The organism is Priestia sp. ST2, from assembly GCF_055810735.1.
In genome coordinates, this window is the sequence record NZ_JBVVNT010000002.1 from 342,201 (window position 1) to 361,023 (window position 18,823).

Here is an 18,823-nt window from a genome sequence, read left to right on the forward strand (position 1 = left end):
GTAATTCTCTTAGAGGCTATGTTTTTTACTTATATATTTTATTTAGAACATACTTTAATTTCTTCTTTTTGCAGTTTAATTAATAATTAATAAAAAAGCACCTTTCTTTAATCTTGGTTTAAGATTTAAAGAAAGGTGCTTTTTTATGTAGTTTCTAATTCTGCTTTTATTTTCCCAGCCACTACGTGAGTCAACTGCTGCAGATCGTAAATCTCTTCTCCTGAAAGTACTACATGTCCGTTTAAAACGTGGTTATGTTTATATGCTCGATACGTCACTTCGATACTTTTTATCGCACGCTCTACTTCATCATTCACCATAATACTTTCATAGTGATAGGATAGTGTTTCAATTCGAATCTGCGTATTTTTCATATTCATTCACCCTCCATGAGCCGTTGACTAAAAATATGACTGTTAGAGGTGAACTATACATAGAAACTTTTTTGTTACCACCTAATTTGTTATTTAGAACATATTTTAATTACTTAATTCATCTCTGCTATTCTTTTTTTACAAAATACCAAAATAAACCCCCGCTCTTCGGAGCGGGAGTTTATTGCTTGTAGTACCAGCCTTTTTTATCTAAAAACTGTTTAACTTTTACAAAATCCAGCCCAGCTGCGGTAAGTTCAGCGGACGGATTACCTATTGCATGTACGTGTAATTCACTGTCGATTCCTTCATTTTTTAAGAAAGCACGAAACTCTGTTTCCATGTATTTACTTAATCCGCCTGTTTTAATTGTAATTGGGATAGGTTCTACGTCTTTCATTTGCACAAATCCGCCTGGAATAGCCCATGCTGCATTGGTATACCCATATACGCTAAATACTGTGCCTTTTTTTATAGTTCTAAAATTCTCTGTTACATTCGCATATTTGTAGACTCCAATATCCTTCTTCGCTTTTACTTGAAAAGAATATTTATCTCCGAGTGAAGTAACCTTTGGTAATGATTCTTCGACAGGATTACTTACACCCTTAAGCAATTCCATCATTTTAGCTAATGTTGTCTCATCAGCTTTTCCAGTTGACGTTAATCCATACTTTTCTTGAAGAGCTTTAACAGCTGCAACAGTTTCGCTGCCATATTGACCACCGGTTCCTTGCTGGGAAAGTTCAAATCCTAATCTAATTAAGTTTTGCTGCAGTTCTTTTACAGCTAGTCCGCTATCACCTTGCTGCAATTGTGCTGATGGCTTATTATTTTCCACCACCGTCACGCCTGTATTAATACTATTAAAGAAATCCAGATCCATTTCATTGATATCAACATTGCCTTTAATCCCGTTTACTTTTCCTTGATCTGTATATTGAAACATAGACCATCTATCCCAAATCGCCGTATCACCTGGGTTAACGAATCCCTTAGAACGGTTACTTCCACTGTAACGAGCTATCCATAGCGGATATCTTGCCACGGCGCTTGTAAAATTGGATTTAATAAAACTATACCCCGTGTAAAGAATAGGCGTAATGCTTGTTTTCCTTTCAATATACTCCATCCATCTGACTGCAAAGGCTGTGACCTGCGCTTTTGTTTTCCCTTTATTCTCTTCCAAATCTAAGCAATGAGGCAAATCAACCTTCATGCTGCCTAATTTATTTAAAAAGAAATTAACTTCTGCAATGGGATCATTATCAGCATGAGCAAAGTGATAAAAGCCTACACGTAGACCTGCATTTTTTGCACCTATATAATTATCATATGATTTTTTATCTAAGAAGGTTGTACCTTCTGTTAATTTAATATACGCGCCTTTTACACCATCCGACGCCACTTTTGCCCAATCAATTTTTCCGTTGTGATGAGAAACATCAATGACCTTAATATTTTGATTATTACGGTTTTGCATTGCTATCACTCCTTCATACAAACTATGAATAAAAAAGGAAATGGCAACTGATACAGGCCTATGAAATAGATATTAGGCTTTATAAAAAAACTACACTAAGAAGGGATTTTGGTAGCCTTCCCTTATTATAAGAAATGAATTTGTGCAATTTTATAAAGTGAGGAAAGCTATATTCGTTTATACTAATAATATGAAGATATACTGAATAAAAAGTGGAGGAATATGATGTCTTTAATAAAAGAAGCACGTAGATATGCAGAACACGCTCATAGCGGCCAAATGCGCAAGCTGTCCGATACACCTTATATTGTTCATCCTATTAACGTAGGTACTATTTTAGAAAAAGCAGGTTTTAGTGAAGAAGTAATTGCAGCAGCTTATCTGCATGATGCTGTAGAAGATACAAGTGTAACACTCGAAGAAATTGTACAAAGATTTGGTTTAGAGGTAGCGGGGATTGTTGAAGCTCATACAGAAAACAAATCAAAAAGCTGGGAAGAACGTAAACAGCATACAATTCAAATTGTGAAAACTGGTTCTCTTGAAGTGAAATCTTTAATTGTAGCAGATAAATTAGACAATTTACGGTCTTTAAAAGAAAGCTACGATCAGCAAGGAGATACGATTTGGAATAGCTTTAAAAGAGGATTCGAAAAGCAGAAATGGTACTACGAATCCATTAGCAAATACGCTGCACAAGGATTGGAACCAAGCCAAATTCCAAGTTTTTTTTATACGTATAAACAAGAAGTAAACGATTTTTTTAGAAGTTAATATTCATATGAAGAAATTAGAAAACACTGAAAATAACTATTGCGAACGCGCTGCATACGTATTAAAATATAGTAGAGTCAACACGCAATAAAGGCTCTACATAATCGGGACTGTAGTTCAGTGGGAGAATACTTGTCTGGCAGACAAGGGGTCGTGGGTTCGAATCCCATCAGTTCCATAAAACCAGTCGTATCAAGAGTTTAAAACGCTTTAAAACTATGCAGGATGGAATGGTTGCAATACTATTTCATCTGACCTCTTCATGATTTCCATGAAGAGGTTTTTTATTTTCTTTTTACGATTGATCCTCATGATTTTTATGATTATTCTTTTCACTGCTCCTGCTGACAATTTCTCTAAGTTCGCCCTCGTCGCCTTTTGCATTGATGATTTCAAAAAGCTGATTCAGCCCTTCACTTGTTTCATCATTTGGTTCTTTACCCATTCTATCCCCTCCTTTTGCTTCTAGGATGCCCATTTTTTTCACATTGTTTCATGTAAAAAGCAATTCATCAATATTAATCCGCCGTAAAAGTATACCTTTACGACCCTTGTGCAATTACTGGTTATACGGATATACTCAATCAATTCTTTAAATTTCGCAGCATTTTATAGGGTTTCTAATACTCATCTATAATGAAATGATCATCACAAACTTCGTTAAAATCGTTCTCTTCGTGGAGATCTACTTCTTTATCTTTAGATATCTCGGTTTCTTGTGTAAATAGTTTAAAAAGCTTTTTTAACATTGTTCCACCTCATATCTTTCATTAATACATTCAGTATGATTAATTTATATGAAGCCAGTATGAATTGAAACTTAAGATAATGTGAATGTAGACATTAACGTGAGATGTTAAGCATGCTTATACCCTGGACAAAAAAGTTATTTCATTCTACAAAGAAGTGATTAGTATATCAGCTGTATGTGGCATTCGTTCTATAACAGTCGTCTTTGTTATTCGTTTTGCTATTGTACTAGGTAGCTTAGTTTTATGTATTATCGCTTTAATCCCTTAGTTATCAACATCCTTAAATGCCATTCAAATGGTTTGTGTAGTTGGAATTATCCTTTTGCTTGCTTTGTTTTTCTTGGGTGATATCCACAATCAAACGAAAAAACGCAAGCTATAAAAAAGAACTTTGTATGCTGCTGCAAAGTTCTTTTCATAAACACTTACTGTTTGTTAAGAACTGTATGAAATAGCTCATACACTTCTCATACAATCGCTAAGACCTATTCAGTTAACAGTCCTTCTTACGTTTTTTTCAAACCATCCATATGCAATTTCAGCTTTAATTTCTTTATTTCCCGGAGAAACTAGGAAAATAACGTATGAACCGTTGTTTGGAAAGATAAATTTTCCATCTTCATCACTTACTAATGTACTTTTCGGCGGAACAACACGGTTAAATACGTTTACCCCTTTGGTAGGAAAGCCTTTTACCATTTCTGCAAATTTAATTTTCCCTTTTGGCTTTGAACGTATTGTAGTATTTGCTGGACTCACATTATCTGAAGTTGTTCCTTTTCCAGGCGGGATAGAATTAAACCAAATTTCAGCAGTAAAAGGTTCGTTGGAATAGTTAGTGATAGTAAAAGCATTCACAAATAAATCTACTCCGGAGCCGGAAGGGTTAACTAACCCGCCCCAAGCATTTCTATTTCCACCAAAACGAATAGGCTCAGTTTGTCCGACAAAATAGTCTCCTTTTAAAGATTGATATAAAGGATTAGGTATATTAACGGCTTTAATATAAGGTTTACTCGACTCGTAATTCGACATACAATCATCTCCTTTCTGTACTATATTTTATGAAGTTTTTCTATAAATGCTTGGACACATGCATTTAGAAATATATTTAATCTTTATATAAACGCAAAAAGATAGACCCGGTACTGAGCCTATCTTTTCCTATCGCTTAATGCCCTCGTCGACTGCTGGTGTATAAACGGATTGTTTTTTGACTTTATATTCCGATGCTTTTTTAATACTTCTACTATCACTTCTTAAAGTAGTAATCACCTATTCTTTTGTAGTCATAGAATGAAGAATCCTTACCTTTTTTTCGCAATATTCAACAATTTCATAACAGGCTGTGAGAATATCATGTCTAGACAGTTCTATTTCATCAAATACAAATTTTGAAAGTTGCTTCTGCAGAACCTCCAGCTTTTTGCTGTCTTCTTCATCGATCCATAGCCCTTCCGTAATACACACATCTGCTATTTTGTTAATAGATTGAGCCGTCCAGTTTAAGCCAGCTGAAGAAACAGTTTTTGTAAGTAAATCGTTTTTTATAGCTAGAATAACTTGACACACATGGGTATAGGCATCAACTTTCTTTTGGATAAATGCTTTGCGAAGCTCTTGTTTGTATTGCTCTTTCGACATCACTATAGCTACAACAGACGTAATGAATGTTCCTGCCAGCGCGATGAGCGACCCTATCAAAATTCCTATCAGTTCTCCTGACAAAACGTTCACCTCTTTAAAGGTATTTCTATATGCTATGAGAATGAAGGAATTGATATGAGGTAAACACCATGTAAAAACAGCCCTAACTTTTCTAAGTTAGGGCTGTAACACTAAAATATGATGGGAACCAAATTAGATAATACGACTTGTAATAATTCCTTCAATTTGACCGATTTTTTCTTCTAGCTCAGGCACAATCTCGTCACTTACTTGATTGTCAATATCGATCATTGTATACGCATATTCACCGCGGCTTCTGTTCACCATATCTGCGATGTTTAAATTGTAGTTTGAGAATACTTGCGTAAGTTGTCCTACCATATTCGGCACGTTGTGATGGAAAGCAGCTACGCGTTTTTTCCCAGTGTAAGGAAGAGATGCATTCGGGAAGTTCACTGAGTTTTTAACGTTTCCTGTTTCTAAGAAATTTTTCACTTGACGTGCTGCCATTACCGCACAGTTTTCTTCTGATTCTTGAGTTGATGCCCCTAGATGAGGAATTGGCACAACATTTTTCATGTTCAAGACATTTTGATTTGGGAAATCTGTAATGTATCTTCCAACTTTTCCACTTTCAAGAGCAGCTTTCATATCTTCTTCGTTTACAAGCTCACCGCGTGAGAAGTTCAAAATATGAACATCAGGTTTCATGATGCTAAACGTTTCTTTGTTGAAAACACCTTTTGTATCGTCCGTTAATGGAACGTGAACCGTAATATAGTCAGATGCTGCAAATAGTTCTTCTAGAGACATTGCACGCTGTACGTTGCGAGACAAATTCCAAGCTGTATTAACAGAAATGAATGGATCAAAACCAATTACGTCCATATCTAAATCAAGCGCATCGTTTGCTACAAGAGCACCAATTGCACCTAAACCAATAACGCCTAACGTTTTACCTTTGATTTCTTTTCCAACAAACTGTTTTTTACCTGCTTCAACTAACTTAGGAATTTGATCACCTTGGCCATCCAATCCTTTTGTCCATTCAACTCCAGCAAATAAGTTACGAGAAGAAGCCATAATTGTAGTTAAAACCATTTCTTTTACTGCGTTTGCATTAGCTCCTGGCGTATTAAATACAACGATACCTTGCTCCGTGCAAGCGTCCACCGGTATATTATTAACCCCTGCTCCAGCTCGTGCAATAGCTTTTAAATTTTGGTCAAATGCCATGCTGTGCATGTTAAAGCTACGCACGACAATCGCATCTGGACTTTCGCTGTCGTTGTCAATTTGATAACCTTCTTGATTAAAAACATTTAGACCTTTTTGTGCAATGTTGTTTAATGTTTTGATTGTTTGTACTTTTTTTAATGTTAATGTGCTCATTTTGTACTCTCCTCTGATTATCATCGTAGTTTTACATGTTTTTACCTTTGGATAAAGGAACTTCATTTTTAATTTTTTAAAAAGTCTGGTTTTTTAGCCTACATATGTGATAACTTCTATATCCTCTCCCCCTAAACAGAAAGAGGTAAGAGATATGTATTAATCCCTTACCTCTGCCCAGGCGAACGGCTACGTCACTATATGCTTCCTCACGGTTATCCGCGTTTCGCCAGTCACATATAGTCTTTGAAATTAAGTATATTCTAGCAAACTCTTTCAGAACGTTCAACCTTTTTTTAAAAGTTTGCTTTTTTCAGTCTAATTTTTAATCTCTTTAGCGAATCTCCTAATATATTGACAAATACCCTAATACATGTTAAATAAGAAGAGTGATTAGCACTCTATCCACTCAAGTGCTAATTGTTTTATAAGCCCTATTTGGAAAGGAGAATTTCTTATGTCAAAAAAAGAATTCAAAGCTGAATCAAAGCGATTATTAGAGATGATGATTAATTCCATCTATTCTCAAAAAGAAGTATTTTTGAGAGAACTTCTATCAAATTCAAGTGATGCAATCGATAAAATTTATTACAAAGCCTTAACAGACGACTCCTTGCGTTTTAACAAAGAAAGCTATTACATAAAAGTAACACCAGATAAAACTAACCGTACCTTAACCATTACGGATACTGGAATTGGCATGACGCAAGAAGAGCTTGAAAGCAGCTTGGGCACAATTGCGCGAAGCGGTTCCCTTGCGTTTAAAAACGAAAATGAAACAAAGGACGGGCACACGATTATCGGCCAATTCGGCGTTGGGTTTTACGCAGCGTTCATGGTGGCAGATGTCGTGACCGTGATTAGTAAAGCGTTAGGCAGCGATGAAGCCTATAAATGGGAATCTACTGGTGCTGATGGCTATACAATCGAACCTTGCGAAAAAGAAACGGTTGGGACTCAAATTATTTTAAAAATTAAAGAAAATACAGAAGATGAAACATATGATGAGTATCTAGAAGATTATCGTTTAAAAGAGATTATTAAAAAGTATTCAGACTTTATCCGCTACCCGATTAAAATGGACATAACGGAAAAACGTCCTAAAGAAGGTTCTGATAACGAGCTAGAAGATTATACAGAAGAGCAAGTTATCAACAGTATGGTACCGATCTGGAAGAAAAATAAAAATGAATTGACTTCAGAAGACTATGAGCAGTTTTATTCAGAAAAGCGCTACGGATTTGATAAACCGCTCACTCACCTTCATATTAATGTGGATGGAACGATTCGCTACAATGCCATTTTATTTATTCCAGAAAATAGTCCGTTTGATTACTACTCAAAAGAATTTGAAAAAGGGCTTGAACTGTATTCAAACGGCGTCTTAATTATGAATAAATGTGCAGATCTTCTTCCAGATTACTTTAGCTTTGTAAAAGGTATGGTAGATTCTGAAGATTTATCTCTTAATATTTCACGTGAAATTTTGCAGCAAGACCGACAGCTTCAGCTGATTGCCAAAAACATCGGCAAGAAAATCAAAAATGAATTAAAAAGCTTACTTAAAAACGAACGTGAAAAGTACGAGAAGTTTTATGAATCATTTGGCCGCCAGCTGAAGTACGGTGTTTACAGTGACTTTGGCAGCAACAAAGACGTATTAAAAGACCTGCTTTTATTCTATTCTTCTACAGAGAAAAAGCTCGTAACACTAGACGAATATGTATCGCGCATGCCTGAGGATCAAAGGTATATCTATTATGCATCAGGCGAATCGTACGACCGAATTGAAAAGCTTCCTCAAGCAGAATTGGTTGCAGATAAAGGTTACGAAATTCTATATTTTACAGAAGATATCGATGAATTTGCGATTAAAATGTTAATGACGTACGAAGAAAAAGAATTTAAATCTGTTTCAAGCAGTGACTTAGGGATTGAAGCAGAAGAAGAACAGCTCAATGAGTCTGAGGAAAGAGAAAATAAAGAGCTATTTGACTATATGAAAAAAGCTTTGGGGGGAAAAATAGGAGATGTGCGCGCGTCTAAACGTTTAAAAACACATCCCGTTTGCTTATCAGCTGATGGTGAAGTAACGATTGAAATGGAGAAAATTTTAAGTGCTATGCCTGACAATCAGCATGTAAAAGCAGAAAAAGTGTTAGAAATTAACGTAAATCATGATGTATTCGCTTCTTTAAAAGATGCATTTGAAAATGATAAAGGGAAATTAGACCTTTATACAAATTTATTATATAACCAAGCTCTTCTAATTGAAGGCTTATCTATTAGTGATCCCGTTAAATTCACAAATGATATTTGTAAAATCATGATATAAAAATCAGGCGCAGAATCATTCTGCGCCTGATTATATGTATGGCATAATAAAAGTAGTTATATAGTAAGAAGCGATAAAAATGGGTACGGGCAGTTCTTCTGTTACTCTTATTGAGTGTTTGCCTTCTTTAAAATGAAAAAGGTCTGATTTAAACTCTGCGACTTTTTCTCTTTTTTGATTAAAAATACACGCTTCCTCTATAGCTTCATGACTGCTTAACATGTAGACGTTATTTCCCCATCTAATTTCTTGTGCTCCTTCGTTTTTAATTAGTCCTTTACCTAATAGATGCCCCACTGTTTTTCCATTTTCTTTTATCACCCACCGGTGTTTTTTCACGTGATCAATAAACACCGTTCTTCCTTCCCATTGAACTTGTAAATGTACCTTTAAGCCGCAGGAAAAGATAGGAAACCAAGAAATAGAATCTAACACTGGAAGTCCATCACGAGTTAAAAAATCAATACTTTTCGTCCACATATTTTTATGCATTCTCTTAAGCTGTCCGACGTTTTCTCCATTTTCATTTGTAACTGCTATGGTCTTCCCCGCTGATTTAAAATAGGGAAGATAAAAAATATATTCTTGCATATAAGCCTCCAAAGGTTCTGCACTTCATATTAACAGCGTGTACATAGTAGTTATGTTTCTATCTTTCATATATTTCGTTTATTTCTTTTAATTTCTTTCTTTGTTTAAATTGGCTTTGATTTTCTTTTAAATGCTTTAGTAAAGCAACAATCAAGAAACTAACAATCACAAGAAGAAGCCAAGAGCTAATTTTACTTATATGAACCATTGTCCACTGCTGCTGTTGATCTGGATACTGCCATGCTCCAAAAAATGTTGCGATATTTTCAGCGATCCAAATGAAAAAGCCAATCAGTACAAAAGACAATACTAAAGGCATGCGATATGTACGTTTGTTAACCGTAAAATATACAAAAGTTCGATAAAAAATAAGTAAAGTAAAAAGTTTTAAAAACCAGCGGAAGTCGTAAATAAAATGATGCGTGAAAAAATTAAGGTAAATAGCCATACTTAGTATACTGACAATCCACGTAGAAGGCCAATTCGTAAGCTTTAATTCAAGCCTTCTCCACACTTGGCACATGTAGCTAGCTACACTAGCATACATAAATCCGCTGTAAAGCGGAACTCCCCAGACTTTAGTGAAAGCTTTTTCTGGATAGCTCCATGAGCCCATATGAACTTTGTAGAGTTCTAACGCTAGTCCAATTAAATGAAATACTGCGATGACTTTTACTTCATCAAGCGTTTCTCGTTTAAACATCACCATTAAAACTTGAGTTCCTAGACAGACTAATAAAATAAGGTCATATCTAGAAATAAACGGTACTTCAATTATTTTTGTCATAGCCAACGTAAGAAAAATGATAACAGGAAAAACACAAGATTTTGCTTGTTCTAAACCAAAATAGATTAATTGATTCATTGTAACATCCTATCTTTATAGTATTCCTTAGTATTTTCACAGAAATGATTCCTTGAAAATTATTGCAGATTTTTAAAATTTATTCAATAAGCATCTCCGCTGTTTTTGTAACGAAACTATCATACCCAGCGGAGATTCGTTTCCTCCGTTAACTTTTCAAAAAATCGGTTACTCTCTGTACATAGCGCTCTTTATCGTAAGATAAGTACAGATAACTGGTTAACTGTACAGGCTCCCCAAAGAAAAAACGTTCGTACAGTGTTTCCCTTGTGCCGAACGGACTCATAGTTAAATCCCACGCTAGTCGAAAAAGCTTAATACGATCTTCTGCCCCTCTCGATTTAGCTTGCAAATAACGCGTAATATCTTCTTTAACCAATGAGCGGCACGTATTTTCTGTTGGTATTGCCATTAGTCCGCTTGCACCTAAAAGCTGGATAATCTCTGTAAAGGTAGGATATGTTTTTGAAAATATATTTGCGGCAATACGAAGTGTAGTTTCATTTGGACGCATGTATCCCCATAGATCAATCTCCGCTTCTTCTTCTGCTTTCATCACGAGAGCTTTCATCGTTTCTAACGCAATAATAAGCTCCGTTGCTTTTTCTCGTACATGCGGATAGTCTATAATGTTAATGGTTTCAATCAGAGATTGTACAATCCCTAATACAAACTCTGTTTTGACAATTCTCCTTGAAGTTACTTGATGCAGAGCAAAAGCTGAGAAGGAACTAGAAGCAAGGAATGTATTTGATACGTCTGCATTTTCATAGAAAAACACGCGGTTCCATGGTACTAATACATGGTCAAAGACAACAATTGTATCCATTTCTTCAAATCTAGAACTTAATGGATAATCAAACGCCGAATCTTTTCCTGCAAATGATTCTCTACAAATAAATTTAATTCCTTTTGTATTACTTGGAATCGAAAAAGCAAATCCTTTTTCTTTTCCCTGAATGCCCGCTGAAGACAGTACGAGCAGCTCATCCGTCATTCCACCCTGTGTAGCAAGCAGTTTCGCGCCTTGAATAACGATTCCCTCATTGTTTTTATCAATTATTTTTGCTGCTATCGGTTCGTCATTTTGCTCGTAATAAAATTGGATTCGATTGACTTGAGGATCGATGAATGTATGAGTGAGCGATAAATCGTGCTCTCTTACATATTCATAATAAGAAATGATGTTTTCAGGAAAGCAGTTTTCTGTTCCTCTCAGGAGTTCTGCAGAGGATGCAAAAGCCATCAATACGGTATTCATATAATCCGGACTTCTTCCCATCATACCATGGGTTAATTGCGCCCATTGCTGAGTCATCTCTCGTCGTTTTTTTAACTCTTCTTTTGTTGTAGGCTGTAAATAAGATGTACCAAAAAAATCCTCAGAATCCGGGGATTGGTATGTCATGATATCTTTAATTTTTTTATCATGCTGAAAATCATAAAGTTTAGCTTGACTGTTAATGGCTCCTTTAAAAGCCGGATGTTCTGATATATTGCCTGTTACGAGCTTGCCATCAACCCATACATTTGCTTTTAATTGATTAATTCTCTCTACGTATTGCTTCCCATTAATTGCTGACATACTCCCACTCCCAGACTTTCGATAAATATTTTTACCTATTGCATTTTTATCATATTACGATGTCTTTTCCATGTTTCCTTCATACATCACAGCTTTGAGCACAAAAAAAGAAGGTCACAGTAACCTTCTTTTTTATAATTTATTTATATTGAATATCATTTCTTAGGGATTCAACTTTATTTAATGCTTGGTCAATATCCGGCTCTTCAACATTAAAGTGAGCAAGTGCATCGTGAAGATGCTTAGCAATTGCATTAAAATGTTCGGGTTGAATATTCATATTTGCATGTGCTTTGGCCATCGACTTTCCTGAATATTGATTCGGTCCACCTAAGGCAAAGCTTATAAATTTGGCTTGATGTCGACGCTGTTTATCCATATCCGTATGCTCGAAAAAGTGCCTGACCGTTTCATCTTTTAACACGAGCTCAGAATAAAAATAATCAACTACTTTTTCAATAGCTTCTTGTCCTCCCACTTTTTCATACAATGTTTGTTCCAAAACAATTCCTCCTTTTGTACCTTTCCCCATTATTACCCAATAGAAGTGTTCATATTCTTTAAAAGGCTTCTTTATGGAAATTCGTTGTCCCCATGTTTTATTCCTCTTCCACATAAAGAATAAAATGTAAAGAAGTGAACACAATGTAAAGGAATTGTAGAAGCTGCATGTAACATCTTTCGTTACTGGGCTTTAGGAATCATTACATTTTGATAAGCACTTATCTAGTACACGTAAGTATAAGCCGGCACGCCTTTTACTCCTACTCGGCATGAAAAAAGAGAGCCGGCAGCTTCTTCGTATTTTTCTTCTTCCTTAGCTGTGGTGATAAATAAGGTTTGTAAATCGTCTCCTCCAAATGTACAGCAGGTTACATTGGAAACAGGAAGATGAATAGATTCTATAATTTCTCCTTTATCTGGATCTACACAAATGACTTTCGAACCTCCCCAAAGCGCTACCCATAATCGGTCGTGTTCATCAATTGTCATTCCATCAGGAAACCCGTCCATATCTGAAAGGTCAATCACCACTTTTTCATCTTCGAGCCTTGTTGTTTCTTTCGAAAATGAATAAGACATAATTTTATTTTTCGGTGAATCAACCAGAAAGAATTTGTCTCCTGTTCGATTCCAAGCTAGCCCGTTTGACACGCTTAATCCTTCTTTAGCGCTCTTAATGACACCTTTTTCATCTACTACGTACAGCTGGGCTTTTCCTTCTTCATCTTCTTCACTCATCGTTCCAATCCAAAAGCGATTATATGGATCACATTTCCCGTCATTAAAACGCATGGTTTTTTCAAGAGTATCTAAACGGATATACTCTTCATGATTCTTTTTGTTTTTATCAACTAAAAGCAGCTGATTACGGGTGGAGACAATCAATTTTGAATGATTGGTTTTAGAAACACTTGTAACGACTGAAGGAAGAGCAATATCTTCTAAGGTTGTCGTTTTTGGATCGTACGTAAGAAGCTTTTTATCTAAGATGTCTACTAGCACTAATTTTTGATTTTCTTCATCCCATAGGGGTCCTTCAAGCAAACGGCCATCGTACTTTTTTTCAATTTTTGCTTCCATTTTCAAGCTCCTTTTTCGTTTTTATGTACAATCATTTTTTTATAATCGCTTTCTCAAAAAAATATTCTTTTAAACAAATAAAAAAAGCTAGGAATATCTTTCCTTTTTCATAAATACCCGTTGTATGACATTCTTTAAACACCAGGTTCTAAGAGAATCTTTTCATAAAAAAAGCAGCACGCTTTGTATAGCGTGCTGCTTTTTTTTATTATAAAGTTACGTGTTCTTTTTCGAGCTCTTTAACACGTGCTGCAAACTCTTCTTCTGTTAAACCGTGTTCCTTTACATAGCGGTTACGAGGGCTCACTCGGCATTCATGTGAACAAGCGCGTAAATATTTGTGTTCATTTTCTTCAGAAGCTAAGATTTTCTTATTGCATTCTGGGTTTGCGCAGTTAACATAACGTTCACAAGGCTCACCGGTAAAGTGGTCTTTTCCGACAATCACATGCTCTTTTTGGTTAACTGGTACGCTGATGCGTTCATCAAATACATAGCACTGACCGTCCCATAGTTCACCTTGTACTTCAGGGTCTTTTCCGTATGTTACAATCCCTCCATGAAGCTGGCTTACGTCTTCAAAACCTTCTTCAAGAAGCCACCCAGAGAATTTTTCACAGCGAATACCGCCTGTGCAGTAAGTTAAGATTTTTTTATCTTCAAACTGATCTTTGTTGTCGCGAATCCATTCAGGAAGCTCACGGAAGTTTCGAATATCCGGACGAACAGCTCCTCGGAAATGACCTAAATCGTATTCATAATCATTTCGTGCATCAATTACGACCGTATTCTCATCTTGCATCGCTTGATGAAATTCTTTTGGGCTTAAGTAATTACCCGTTACGCGAAGAGGATTCACATCTTCTTCTAATCGAAGAGTTACTAATTCTTTACGGTGACGCACGTGCATTTTTTTGAACGCATGTTCATCTGCTTCGTCTATTTTAAATACAATACCTTCAAAACGAGGATCATTTTTCATCGTTTCCATGTATTTATCTGTTTGTTCAACTGTTCCTGATACCGTTCCATTGATCCCTTCAGCCGCAATTAAAATACGTCCTTTTAATTCAAGCTCTTTACAAAATGCTAAGTGCTGATCTGTAAACTCTTCAGGATTTTCAATTGGAGTGTACAAATAATATAGTAGTACTTGATATGGTTTTCTTTCAGTCATGTTGCTTCTTCCACCTATCTGTTTATATTTGCAAGATATAATGCATGTAGGTCGGTTATTGTGAACCGAATTGATGGTAACAATTCATTACTTAAAGGTACATTACGACAAAAACAACATCCTTTTTATAAGGATGCCTCTATCTAAAAAGTATTACAGTGAATGATTGTTTCAAAAACATACAGTATTTAAGCCTGTAATAGTATAACATATCAAAGCGTTTACTTCTAGGGTTTGTTCTTCAATAAAAATTTTATTGACGGGATACGTTCTACATGAATGTGCCCGCGCATACATGATGAGATATAAATCTTTGAGATTGGGGGCAAAAATGATGCCTTTTTATACATTAAAAGACGGTGCAACTTTGTACTATGAACAACAAGGGGAAGGAACACCTATTATTTTCATTCACGGAGTTTGGATGAGCAGTCGTTTTTTTCATAACCAGCTTTCTTTTTTTTCAAAACAGTATCAAACTATTCTTTTGGATTTAAGAGGACATGGAAATTCAAGTCATACTCCATACGGCCATACAATTTCCACTTATGCTCATGATGTGCATGAGTTTATAACCACTCATCAATTAAAAGACGTCATATTAGTAGGCTGGTCGATGGGTGCTTTTGTTGTGTGGGAATATTTGAAACAATTTGGTCAAGAAAATGTAAAAGGAAATATTATTGTAGATGAAATGGCTTCAGATTTTAAATGGCCCGACTTTCCGATCGGTGCATTTGATTTACCTGCGCTTATTTCGCTCATGCAGGGTATTCAGCTTGATCGAACAAGTACATTAGAAAATTTTATTCCGCTTATGTTTAAGGATGAATTAACTGAAGAAGATAAACATTGGGTTATGAAAGAAGTAACGAAAATGCCTGAGTCGATAGCCAGTGCTATTTTGTTTGATCAATCCATTGTGGACTATCGAGATTTTCTACCGTTTATTGCAATCCCTACCTTACTGTGCTTTGGAAAAGAAGAAAAGCTCATTCCGGTAGCAGCTGGAAGACATATTCAAAAGCTGGTTTCAGGTTCTGTACTTGAAGTTTTTGAGAACAGCTGCCACTGCCCTTTTCTTGAAGAAAGCGATCGATTTAACAAAGTTGTGGGCAACTTTATCGAACATATCTAATTTACAAACTTAAAGAAGCAGCGCTTTAGCTACGCTGCTTCTTTAAATGAAACCTTTTATGCCTTTATGTATTGCTTTAGGGTAATAAAATCTCGCGTCCGTCATAGGCAAAGCTTACGTTTTCATCTGAAAGCATCTCGGCGTGCTTTTGGATATCAATATCATGTGATAAATGAGTAAACACCATGTTTTTGGCCTGTAGCTTCGCTTTGATCTCCATTGCCTCTGTCACGTCATATACGGATCTTTTTTCTTTTTGAAGATATTCTTTCCAGAAAGATGTACCAAATATCAGTAAATCTAAGTGGTAAAAGGGCTGCCACTGTTCTTTTGTCACATTAAAAGAATCGGATACATACGCCCAGCGTTCGCCTTGTTTTTGATGAACCACAATGCCGTAGGAATGACCGTTAAATCCGTGATTTACTTTATGAAACGTAAGGGTTGTTTCTCCACTATCCCATTTTAACGTTCCTTTAAAGGTGAGCCCTTTTCTTTTTGCGAGATAAGGAAATCTTTCGATTAACTCGCTGATGACTTCAGGCGCTCCTACGACTTCTTTATTTACATTATTCCAATAGCATAAGTCGGCTAAATCTCCTAAACCAGCCACATGGTCATTGTGAGGATGAGTAATAAAAACGGTAGAAGGGATTTTTTTGTTATTGTATAAATGAAATTGATGCTTAAAATCAGGTGATACGTCAATCAAAAACACGTTACCGTCTATTGTAAACTGTGCACTAGGCCTTGTGCGCTGATTTAATTGATCTTTTTGTGTACATACTTTACAGTCACATAATAATCGAGGCACTCCTTGAGCATCGCTCGTCCCATAAAATAAAAGCTTATTCATTGCTCTGTTTCCCCCTTTTTTTCTTCTAAAGGTCTATCTTTTTATTTCAAGAAATGTCCTATGTTGTTCTGCATCGTTCTTTTATTTGTCCTTCTAGAATAAAACCAGCTTTTATGTAAAACAGCCAGTCTTTTTAACGACTGGCTTTGCTATATTCCTTATAAAAAGCGTTTTTATGCTTTTTCTATTGATTTCTTTCTTCATCTCTTTCAACAATATGCTGAAGAATAGATAATTTGTTCGTCCAAAATTGCTCGTAGTAAGAAAGCCAATCTTGTATCTCTTTTAAAGGCTCTGGCTGAAGACAATACACTTTTTCTCTGCCTTTTTTTTGTCCATGGACTAAGTCTGCTTCTGAAAGTATATGAAGATGCTTGACAATAGCGGTACGGCTTATTGAAAAATGAGACGTTATTTCTGATATAGGCAATTCTTTTTCAGAAAGCAGCTCAAGTACTTTTCTTCGAGTAGGATCAGCAATGGCTTGAAAGATATCATGCTTGGCAGCTGATAAAGTCATTTAGTTTTCAACAACCTTTCGAAGTTTTTCATTTACGAGACTAATCCACCCGTAGCTCATTCTATCTCGTACCACTGAACTCTTTTCGTTTGCTTTTTCAAGAAGTGTTTCAGCTTCTTTCCACCCGCTATGAATAAGCGTAAATTCAGTTTGATTACCCATTTCTTTTAAGGTAAATGAAACGACCCATCCATCCGTATCCCAAGAGAAAGAAAGATAGTTTGGTGCATCTATTTCTAATACTTTACACGGAGATGGGCCAAAAGGCGATTGCAAATGAAATTCATATCCTACCTGAGGCTGAAAATCATTAGGCATGAACCATTGTTGGAGCCCTTCTGCTGTTGCTACTTTATCCCAAATTTTTTGAATCGGCGCGTTAAATATTATCGTCTGTTTTACATCTTCTACTACACTTTTATCATTCATCGTTATCTTCATTCTCCTTTTCAAAAAATAACACCAAAAGGTTTTATATAAAAATAATATAACACCTTTTGGTTTCATGTCAATTCCTCTTTTAAAAAATGAAATCCTTCAGTTCATTTCCGTTCTTTGATAAAGAGATTTGTTATGATGCTGAATGAGTGCATTTTGTTATATTTTAAATATATCTTTTAAACGATGCTTCGTCCGCTTTGTGCCAATGCATAATGAATGCCGTGCTGCAATGTTTGAAAACAATCATATTTTGATAAATCAATATGGGTCTCTGATATAACTAAGCCTAAGTCAGCAGAAATCCCTACTAAAATTGTTTTCGTACCAATCAGGGACGCTGCTGCACCTAATTTTTCAATAAGACTTGCCGTATATTCAGTAAGTTCTTTATCCAATCCGGTTAAATCCAGCACAAGATAATTAGCCTGGTGTTTTGGGAGGTTATTTAATGTATTGACAATCAAATCTTCCGTTCGATCCTCGTCGTATTTGCCAATCAAAGGAACGACGACTATGCCTTCCAAAACCGGAATAATAGGAGAAGAAAGCTTTTTAATAAGATCTTTTAACTCTGCTGTTTTTTCTGCTACAATGTTTTGTAAATGTTCTATTTTCTGCGCTTCTTTTCTTCTCGCTAATTGATGAATATTTTGAGTGATATCAATGTTAGAAGGGAAGTATTCTACTGTGGTGCATTCATGCCCTTCTATTTGATGTTGAATCACCTTGTACCAAATATTTGTTCCGAATAGTCCTGTAAAAATTCCTGCATAATGGGCCGGAAGAAAATTCCCTCCCTTTGTTTTCTTTTGCGCAACGTTAATTTTATGTTCCCAACTGTCTTTTAATTCAGCAGATAGAGTTTTACTTTCAGGATTTAAATATTTGATAGTAGTTTTTCCCCATCCAGCCGAAGCGTATGTATTGGTAATTAACTCAGCCGCTTCAAAAACCGTTACGCCTTTCATATTTTGAAAGTACTCTCCTACTACTAATCCCTGTCGGAAACCAGTGGTTTCTAGTACTACAGAAGCTGCCTCTTCCCCAGATATTTCTTCGATTGTGTCAAACAATGTTTTCATCGCAGAAGAAATCCAAAAAAGGATCGCATCTTCTCCTTCAAAGCTAAATTGTCCTTTTTCTAAATCCCAAGCAAAACTAAGGCCACCTATATCAATATTCTTTTTTTCACCCATGGCGAAATCTCCTTTTTATAAAGTTCTTACCTTCTATTTTATCTTATGTTGAAGAAGCTGGTAATAAAAATTGTTGCATATTTTCTATTGCT

At 35.7% G+C, this 18,823-nt stretch carries 19 protein-coding genes, 1 tRNA gene and 1 riboswitch; of the genes, 4 read left to right on the forward strand and 16 right to left on the reverse strand.

The window, feature by feature from the left end; genetic code table 11:
- Positions 1-143 precede the first annotated feature (143 nt).
- Both AC0KUU_RS08175 and AC0KUU_RS08180 read right to left on the reverse strand, forming a co-directional pair.
- On the reverse strand, positions 144-374 hold the full coding sequence (locus tag AC0KUU_RS08175) for a hypothetical protein (RefSeq protein ID WP_237074922.1): 231 nt from the start codon (positions 372-374) through the stop codon (positions 144-146).
- A gap of 181 nt (positions 375-555) precedes the next feature.
- Entirely contained in the window at positions 556-1,857 is a 1,302-nt protein-coding gene (locus AC0KUU_RS08180) for a GH25 family lysozyme (protein WP_322552067.1), read from the reverse strand.
- Positions 1,858-2,082: 225 nt separating this feature from the next.
- Between AC0KUU_RS08180 and AC0KUU_RS08185 the strand changes: the two genes are divergently transcribed.
- On the forward strand, positions 2,083-2,631 hold the full coding sequence (locus tag AC0KUU_RS08185; protein WP_043982544.1) for an HD domain-containing protein: 549 nt from the start codon (positions 2,083-2,085) through the stop codon (positions 2,629-2,631).
- 106 nt (positions 2,632-2,737) lie between these two features.
- Positions 2,738-2,809 (forward strand) — tRNA-Ala (locus AC0KUU_RS08190).
- 117 nt (positions 2,810-2,926) lie between these two features.
- Here the strand turns inward: AC0KUU_RS08190 and AC0KUU_RS08195 are convergent.
- The 4 genes from AC0KUU_RS08195 to AC0KUU_RS08210 form a co-directional block, all read right to left on the reverse strand.
- The gene (locus AC0KUU_RS08195; RefSeq protein ID WP_013057122.1) at positions 2,927-3,076 is read right to left on the reverse strand and encodes a hypothetical protein; all 150 of its coding nucleotides are present in this window, start codon (positions 3,074-3,076) and stop codon (positions 2,927-2,929) included.
- A gap of 796 nt (positions 3,077-3,872) precedes the next feature.
- Positions 3,873-4,418, reverse strand: coding sequence for a DUF6143 family protein (locus tag AC0KUU_RS08200; protein ID WP_043982543.1), 546 nt, complete (start codon positions 4,416-4,418; stop codon positions 3,873-3,875).
- 240 nt (positions 4,419-4,658) lie between these two features.
- Complete coding sequence (locus AC0KUU_RS08205) at positions 4,659-5,111, reverse strand: hypothetical protein (RefSeq protein ID WP_043982541.1); 453 nt, start codon at positions 5,109-5,111, stop codon at positions 4,659-4,661.
- Positions 5,112-5,243: 132 nt separating this feature from the next.
- Complete coding sequence (locus tag AC0KUU_RS08210; protein ID WP_043982539.1) at positions 5,244-6,443, reverse strand: phosphoglycerate dehydrogenase; 1,200 nt, start codon at positions 6,441-6,443, stop codon at positions 5,244-5,246.
- Between the two features lie 168 nt (positions 6,444-6,611).
- Positions 6,612-6,690, reverse strand: a riboswitch (ZMP/ZTP riboswitch).
- A gap of 210 nt (positions 6,691-6,900) precedes the next feature.
- Here AC0KUU_RS08210 and htpG point away from each other — a divergent pair.
- Positions 6,901-8,778, forward strand: a complete 1,878-nt coding sequence (htpG, locus tag AC0KUU_RS08215; RefSeq protein WP_162214280.1) for a molecular chaperone HtpG — start codon at positions 6,901-6,903, stop codon at positions 8,776-8,778.
- Positions 8,779-8,808: 30 nt separating this feature from the next.
- On the opposite strand, the gene AC0KUU_RS08220 is transcribed toward htpG, so the two are convergent.
- The 6 genes from AC0KUU_RS08220 to trhO form a co-directional block, all read right to left on the reverse strand.
- Entirely contained in the window at positions 8,809-9,369 is a 561-nt protein-coding gene (locus AC0KUU_RS08220) for a tubby C-terminal domain-like protein (RefSeq protein WP_322552066.1), read from the reverse strand.
- Positions 9,370-9,427: 58 nt separating this feature from the next.
- A complete protein-coding gene (locus AC0KUU_RS08225) occupies positions 9,428-10,234 on the reverse strand; it encodes a DUF817 domain-containing protein (protein ID WP_322552065.1) in 807 nt (268 codons plus the stop codon).
- Positions 10,235-10,382: 148 nt separating this feature from the next.
- Positions 10,383-11,819: a 4-hydroxyphenylacetate 3-monooxygenase, oxygenase component gene (gene hpaB / locus AC0KUU_RS08230; protein WP_162214277.1), complete on the reverse strand. Its 1,437-nt coding sequence runs from the start codon at positions 11,817-11,819 to the stop codon at positions 10,383-10,385.
- A 139-nt stretch (positions 11,820-11,958) separates the two neighbouring features.
- Positions 11,959-12,321 carry a group I truncated hemoglobin gene (locus AC0KUU_RS08235; RefSeq protein WP_080781699.1) on the reverse strand — a complete coding sequence of 121 codons (363 nt, stop codon included), beginning with the start codon at positions 12,319-12,321 and terminating at the stop codon, positions 11,959-11,961.
- Between the two features lie 224 nt (positions 12,322-12,545).
- The gene (locus AC0KUU_RS08240) at positions 12,546-13,403 is read right to left on the reverse strand and encodes an SMP-30/gluconolactonase/LRE family protein (RefSeq protein WP_025751869.1); all 858 of its coding nucleotides are present in this window, start codon (positions 13,401-13,403) and stop codon (positions 12,546-12,548) included.
- A gap of 208 nt (positions 13,404-13,611) precedes the next feature.
- On the reverse strand, positions 13,612-14,580 hold the full coding sequence (gene trhO / locus AC0KUU_RS08245; protein ID WP_043982533.1) for an oxygen-dependent tRNA uridine(34) hydroxylase TrhO: 969 nt from the start codon (positions 14,578-14,580) through the stop codon (positions 13,612-13,614).
- 334 nt (positions 14,581-14,914) lie between these two features.
- On the opposite strand from trhO, the gene AC0KUU_RS08250 reads away from it, so the two are divergent.
- Complete coding sequence (locus AC0KUU_RS08250; protein WP_323619114.1) at positions 14,915-15,718, forward strand: alpha/beta fold hydrolase; 804 nt, start codon at positions 14,915-14,917, stop codon at positions 15,716-15,718.
- 76 nt (positions 15,719-15,794) lie between these two features.
- Here the strand turns inward: AC0KUU_RS08250 and AC0KUU_RS08255 are convergent, their stop codons facing one another.
- The 4 genes from AC0KUU_RS08255 to AC0KUU_RS08270 form a co-directional block, all read right to left on the reverse strand.
- Positions 15,795-16,574, reverse strand: coding sequence for an MBL fold metallo-hydrolase (locus tag AC0KUU_RS08255; RefSeq protein WP_322552063.1), 780 nt, complete (start codon positions 16,572-16,574; stop codon positions 15,795-15,797).
- Positions 16,575-16,758: 184 nt separating this feature from the next.
- Positions 16,759-17,094, reverse strand: coding sequence for an ArsR/SmtB family transcription factor (locus AC0KUU_RS08260; RefSeq protein WP_043982530.1), 336 nt, complete (start codon positions 17,092-17,094; stop codon positions 16,759-16,761).
- Positions 17,095-17,523 carry an SRPBCC family protein gene (locus AC0KUU_RS08265; protein WP_043982528.1) on the reverse strand — a complete coding sequence of 143 codons (429 nt, stop codon included), beginning with the start codon at positions 17,521-17,523 and terminating at the stop codon, positions 17,095-17,097.
- Between the two features lie 188 nt (positions 17,524-17,711).
- A complete protein-coding gene (locus tag AC0KUU_RS08270; protein ID WP_025751876.1) occupies positions 17,712-18,731 on the reverse strand; it encodes an STAS domain-containing protein in 1,020 nt (339 codons plus the stop codon).
- Positions 18,732-18,823 lie beyond the last annotated feature (92 nt).

Bases quoted from the DNA above. Each gene is read 5' to 3' on its own strand.
- AC0KUU_RS08185 (WP_043982544.1), top strand. From the start codon at position 2,083: ATGTCTTTAATAAAAGAAGCACGTAGATATGCAGAACACGCTCATAGC.
- AC0KUU_RS08265 (WP_043982528.1), bottom strand. From the start codon at position 17,523: ATGAATGATAAAAGTGTAGTAGAAGATGTAAAACAGACGATAATATTT.
- AC0KUU_RS08200 (WP_043982543.1), bottom strand. From the start codon at position 4,418: ATGTCGAATTACGAGTCGAGTAAACCTTATATTAAAGCCGTTAATATA.
- hpaB (WP_162214277.1), bottom strand. From the start codon at position 11,819: ATGTCAGCAATTAATGGGAAGCAATACGTAGAGAGAATTAATCAATTA.
- AC0KUU_RS08220 (WP_322552066.1), bottom strand. From the start codon at position 9,369: ATGCAAGAATATATTTTTTATCTTCCCTATTTTAAATCAGCGGGGAAG.
- AC0KUU_RS08210 (WP_043982539.1), bottom strand. From the start codon at position 6,443: ATGAGCACATTAACATTAAAAAAAGTACAAACAATCAAAACATTAAAC.
- AC0KUU_RS08270 (WP_025751876.1), bottom strand. From the start codon at position 18,731: ATGGGTGAAAAAAAGAATATTGATATAGGTGGCCTTAGTTTTGCTTGG.
- AC0KUU_RS08175 (WP_237074922.1), bottom strand. From the start codon at position 374: ATGAAAAATACGCAGATTCGAATTGAAACACTATCCTATCACTATGAA.
- AC0KUU_RS08195 (WP_013057122.1), bottom strand. From the start codon at position 3,076: ATGGGTAAAGAACCAAATGATGAAACAAGTGAAGGGCTGAATCAGCTT.
- AC0KUU_RS08260 (WP_043982530.1), bottom strand. From the start codon at position 17,094: ATGACTTTATCAGCTGCCAAGCATGATATCTTTCAAGCCATTGCTGAT.
- AC0KUU_RS08180 (WP_322552067.1), bottom strand. From the start codon at position 1,857: ATGCAAAACCGTAATAATCAAAATATTAAGGTCATTGATGTTTCTCAT.
- AC0KUU_RS08250 (WP_323619114.1), top strand. From the start codon at position 14,915: ATGCCTTTTTATACATTAAAAGACGGTGCAACTTTGTACTATGAACAA.
- AC0KUU_RS08225 (WP_322552065.1), bottom strand. From the start codon at position 10,234: ATGAATCAATTAATCTATTTTGGTTTAGAACAAGCAAAATCTTGTGTT.
- AC0KUU_RS08240 (WP_025751869.1), bottom strand. From the start codon at position 13,403: ATGGAAGCAAAAATTGAAAAAAAGTACGATGGCCGTTTGCTTGAAGGA.
- AC0KUU_RS08255 (WP_322552063.1), bottom strand. From the start codon at position 16,574: ATGAATAAGCTTTTATTTTATGGGACGAGCGATGCTCAAGGAGTGCCT.
- trhO (WP_043982533.1), bottom strand. From the start codon at position 14,580: ATGACTGAAAGAAAACCATATCAAGTACTACTATATTATTTGTACACT.
- htpG (WP_162214280.1), top strand. From the start codon at position 6,901: ATGTCAAAAAAAGAATTCAAAGCTGAATCAAAGCGATTATTAGAGATG.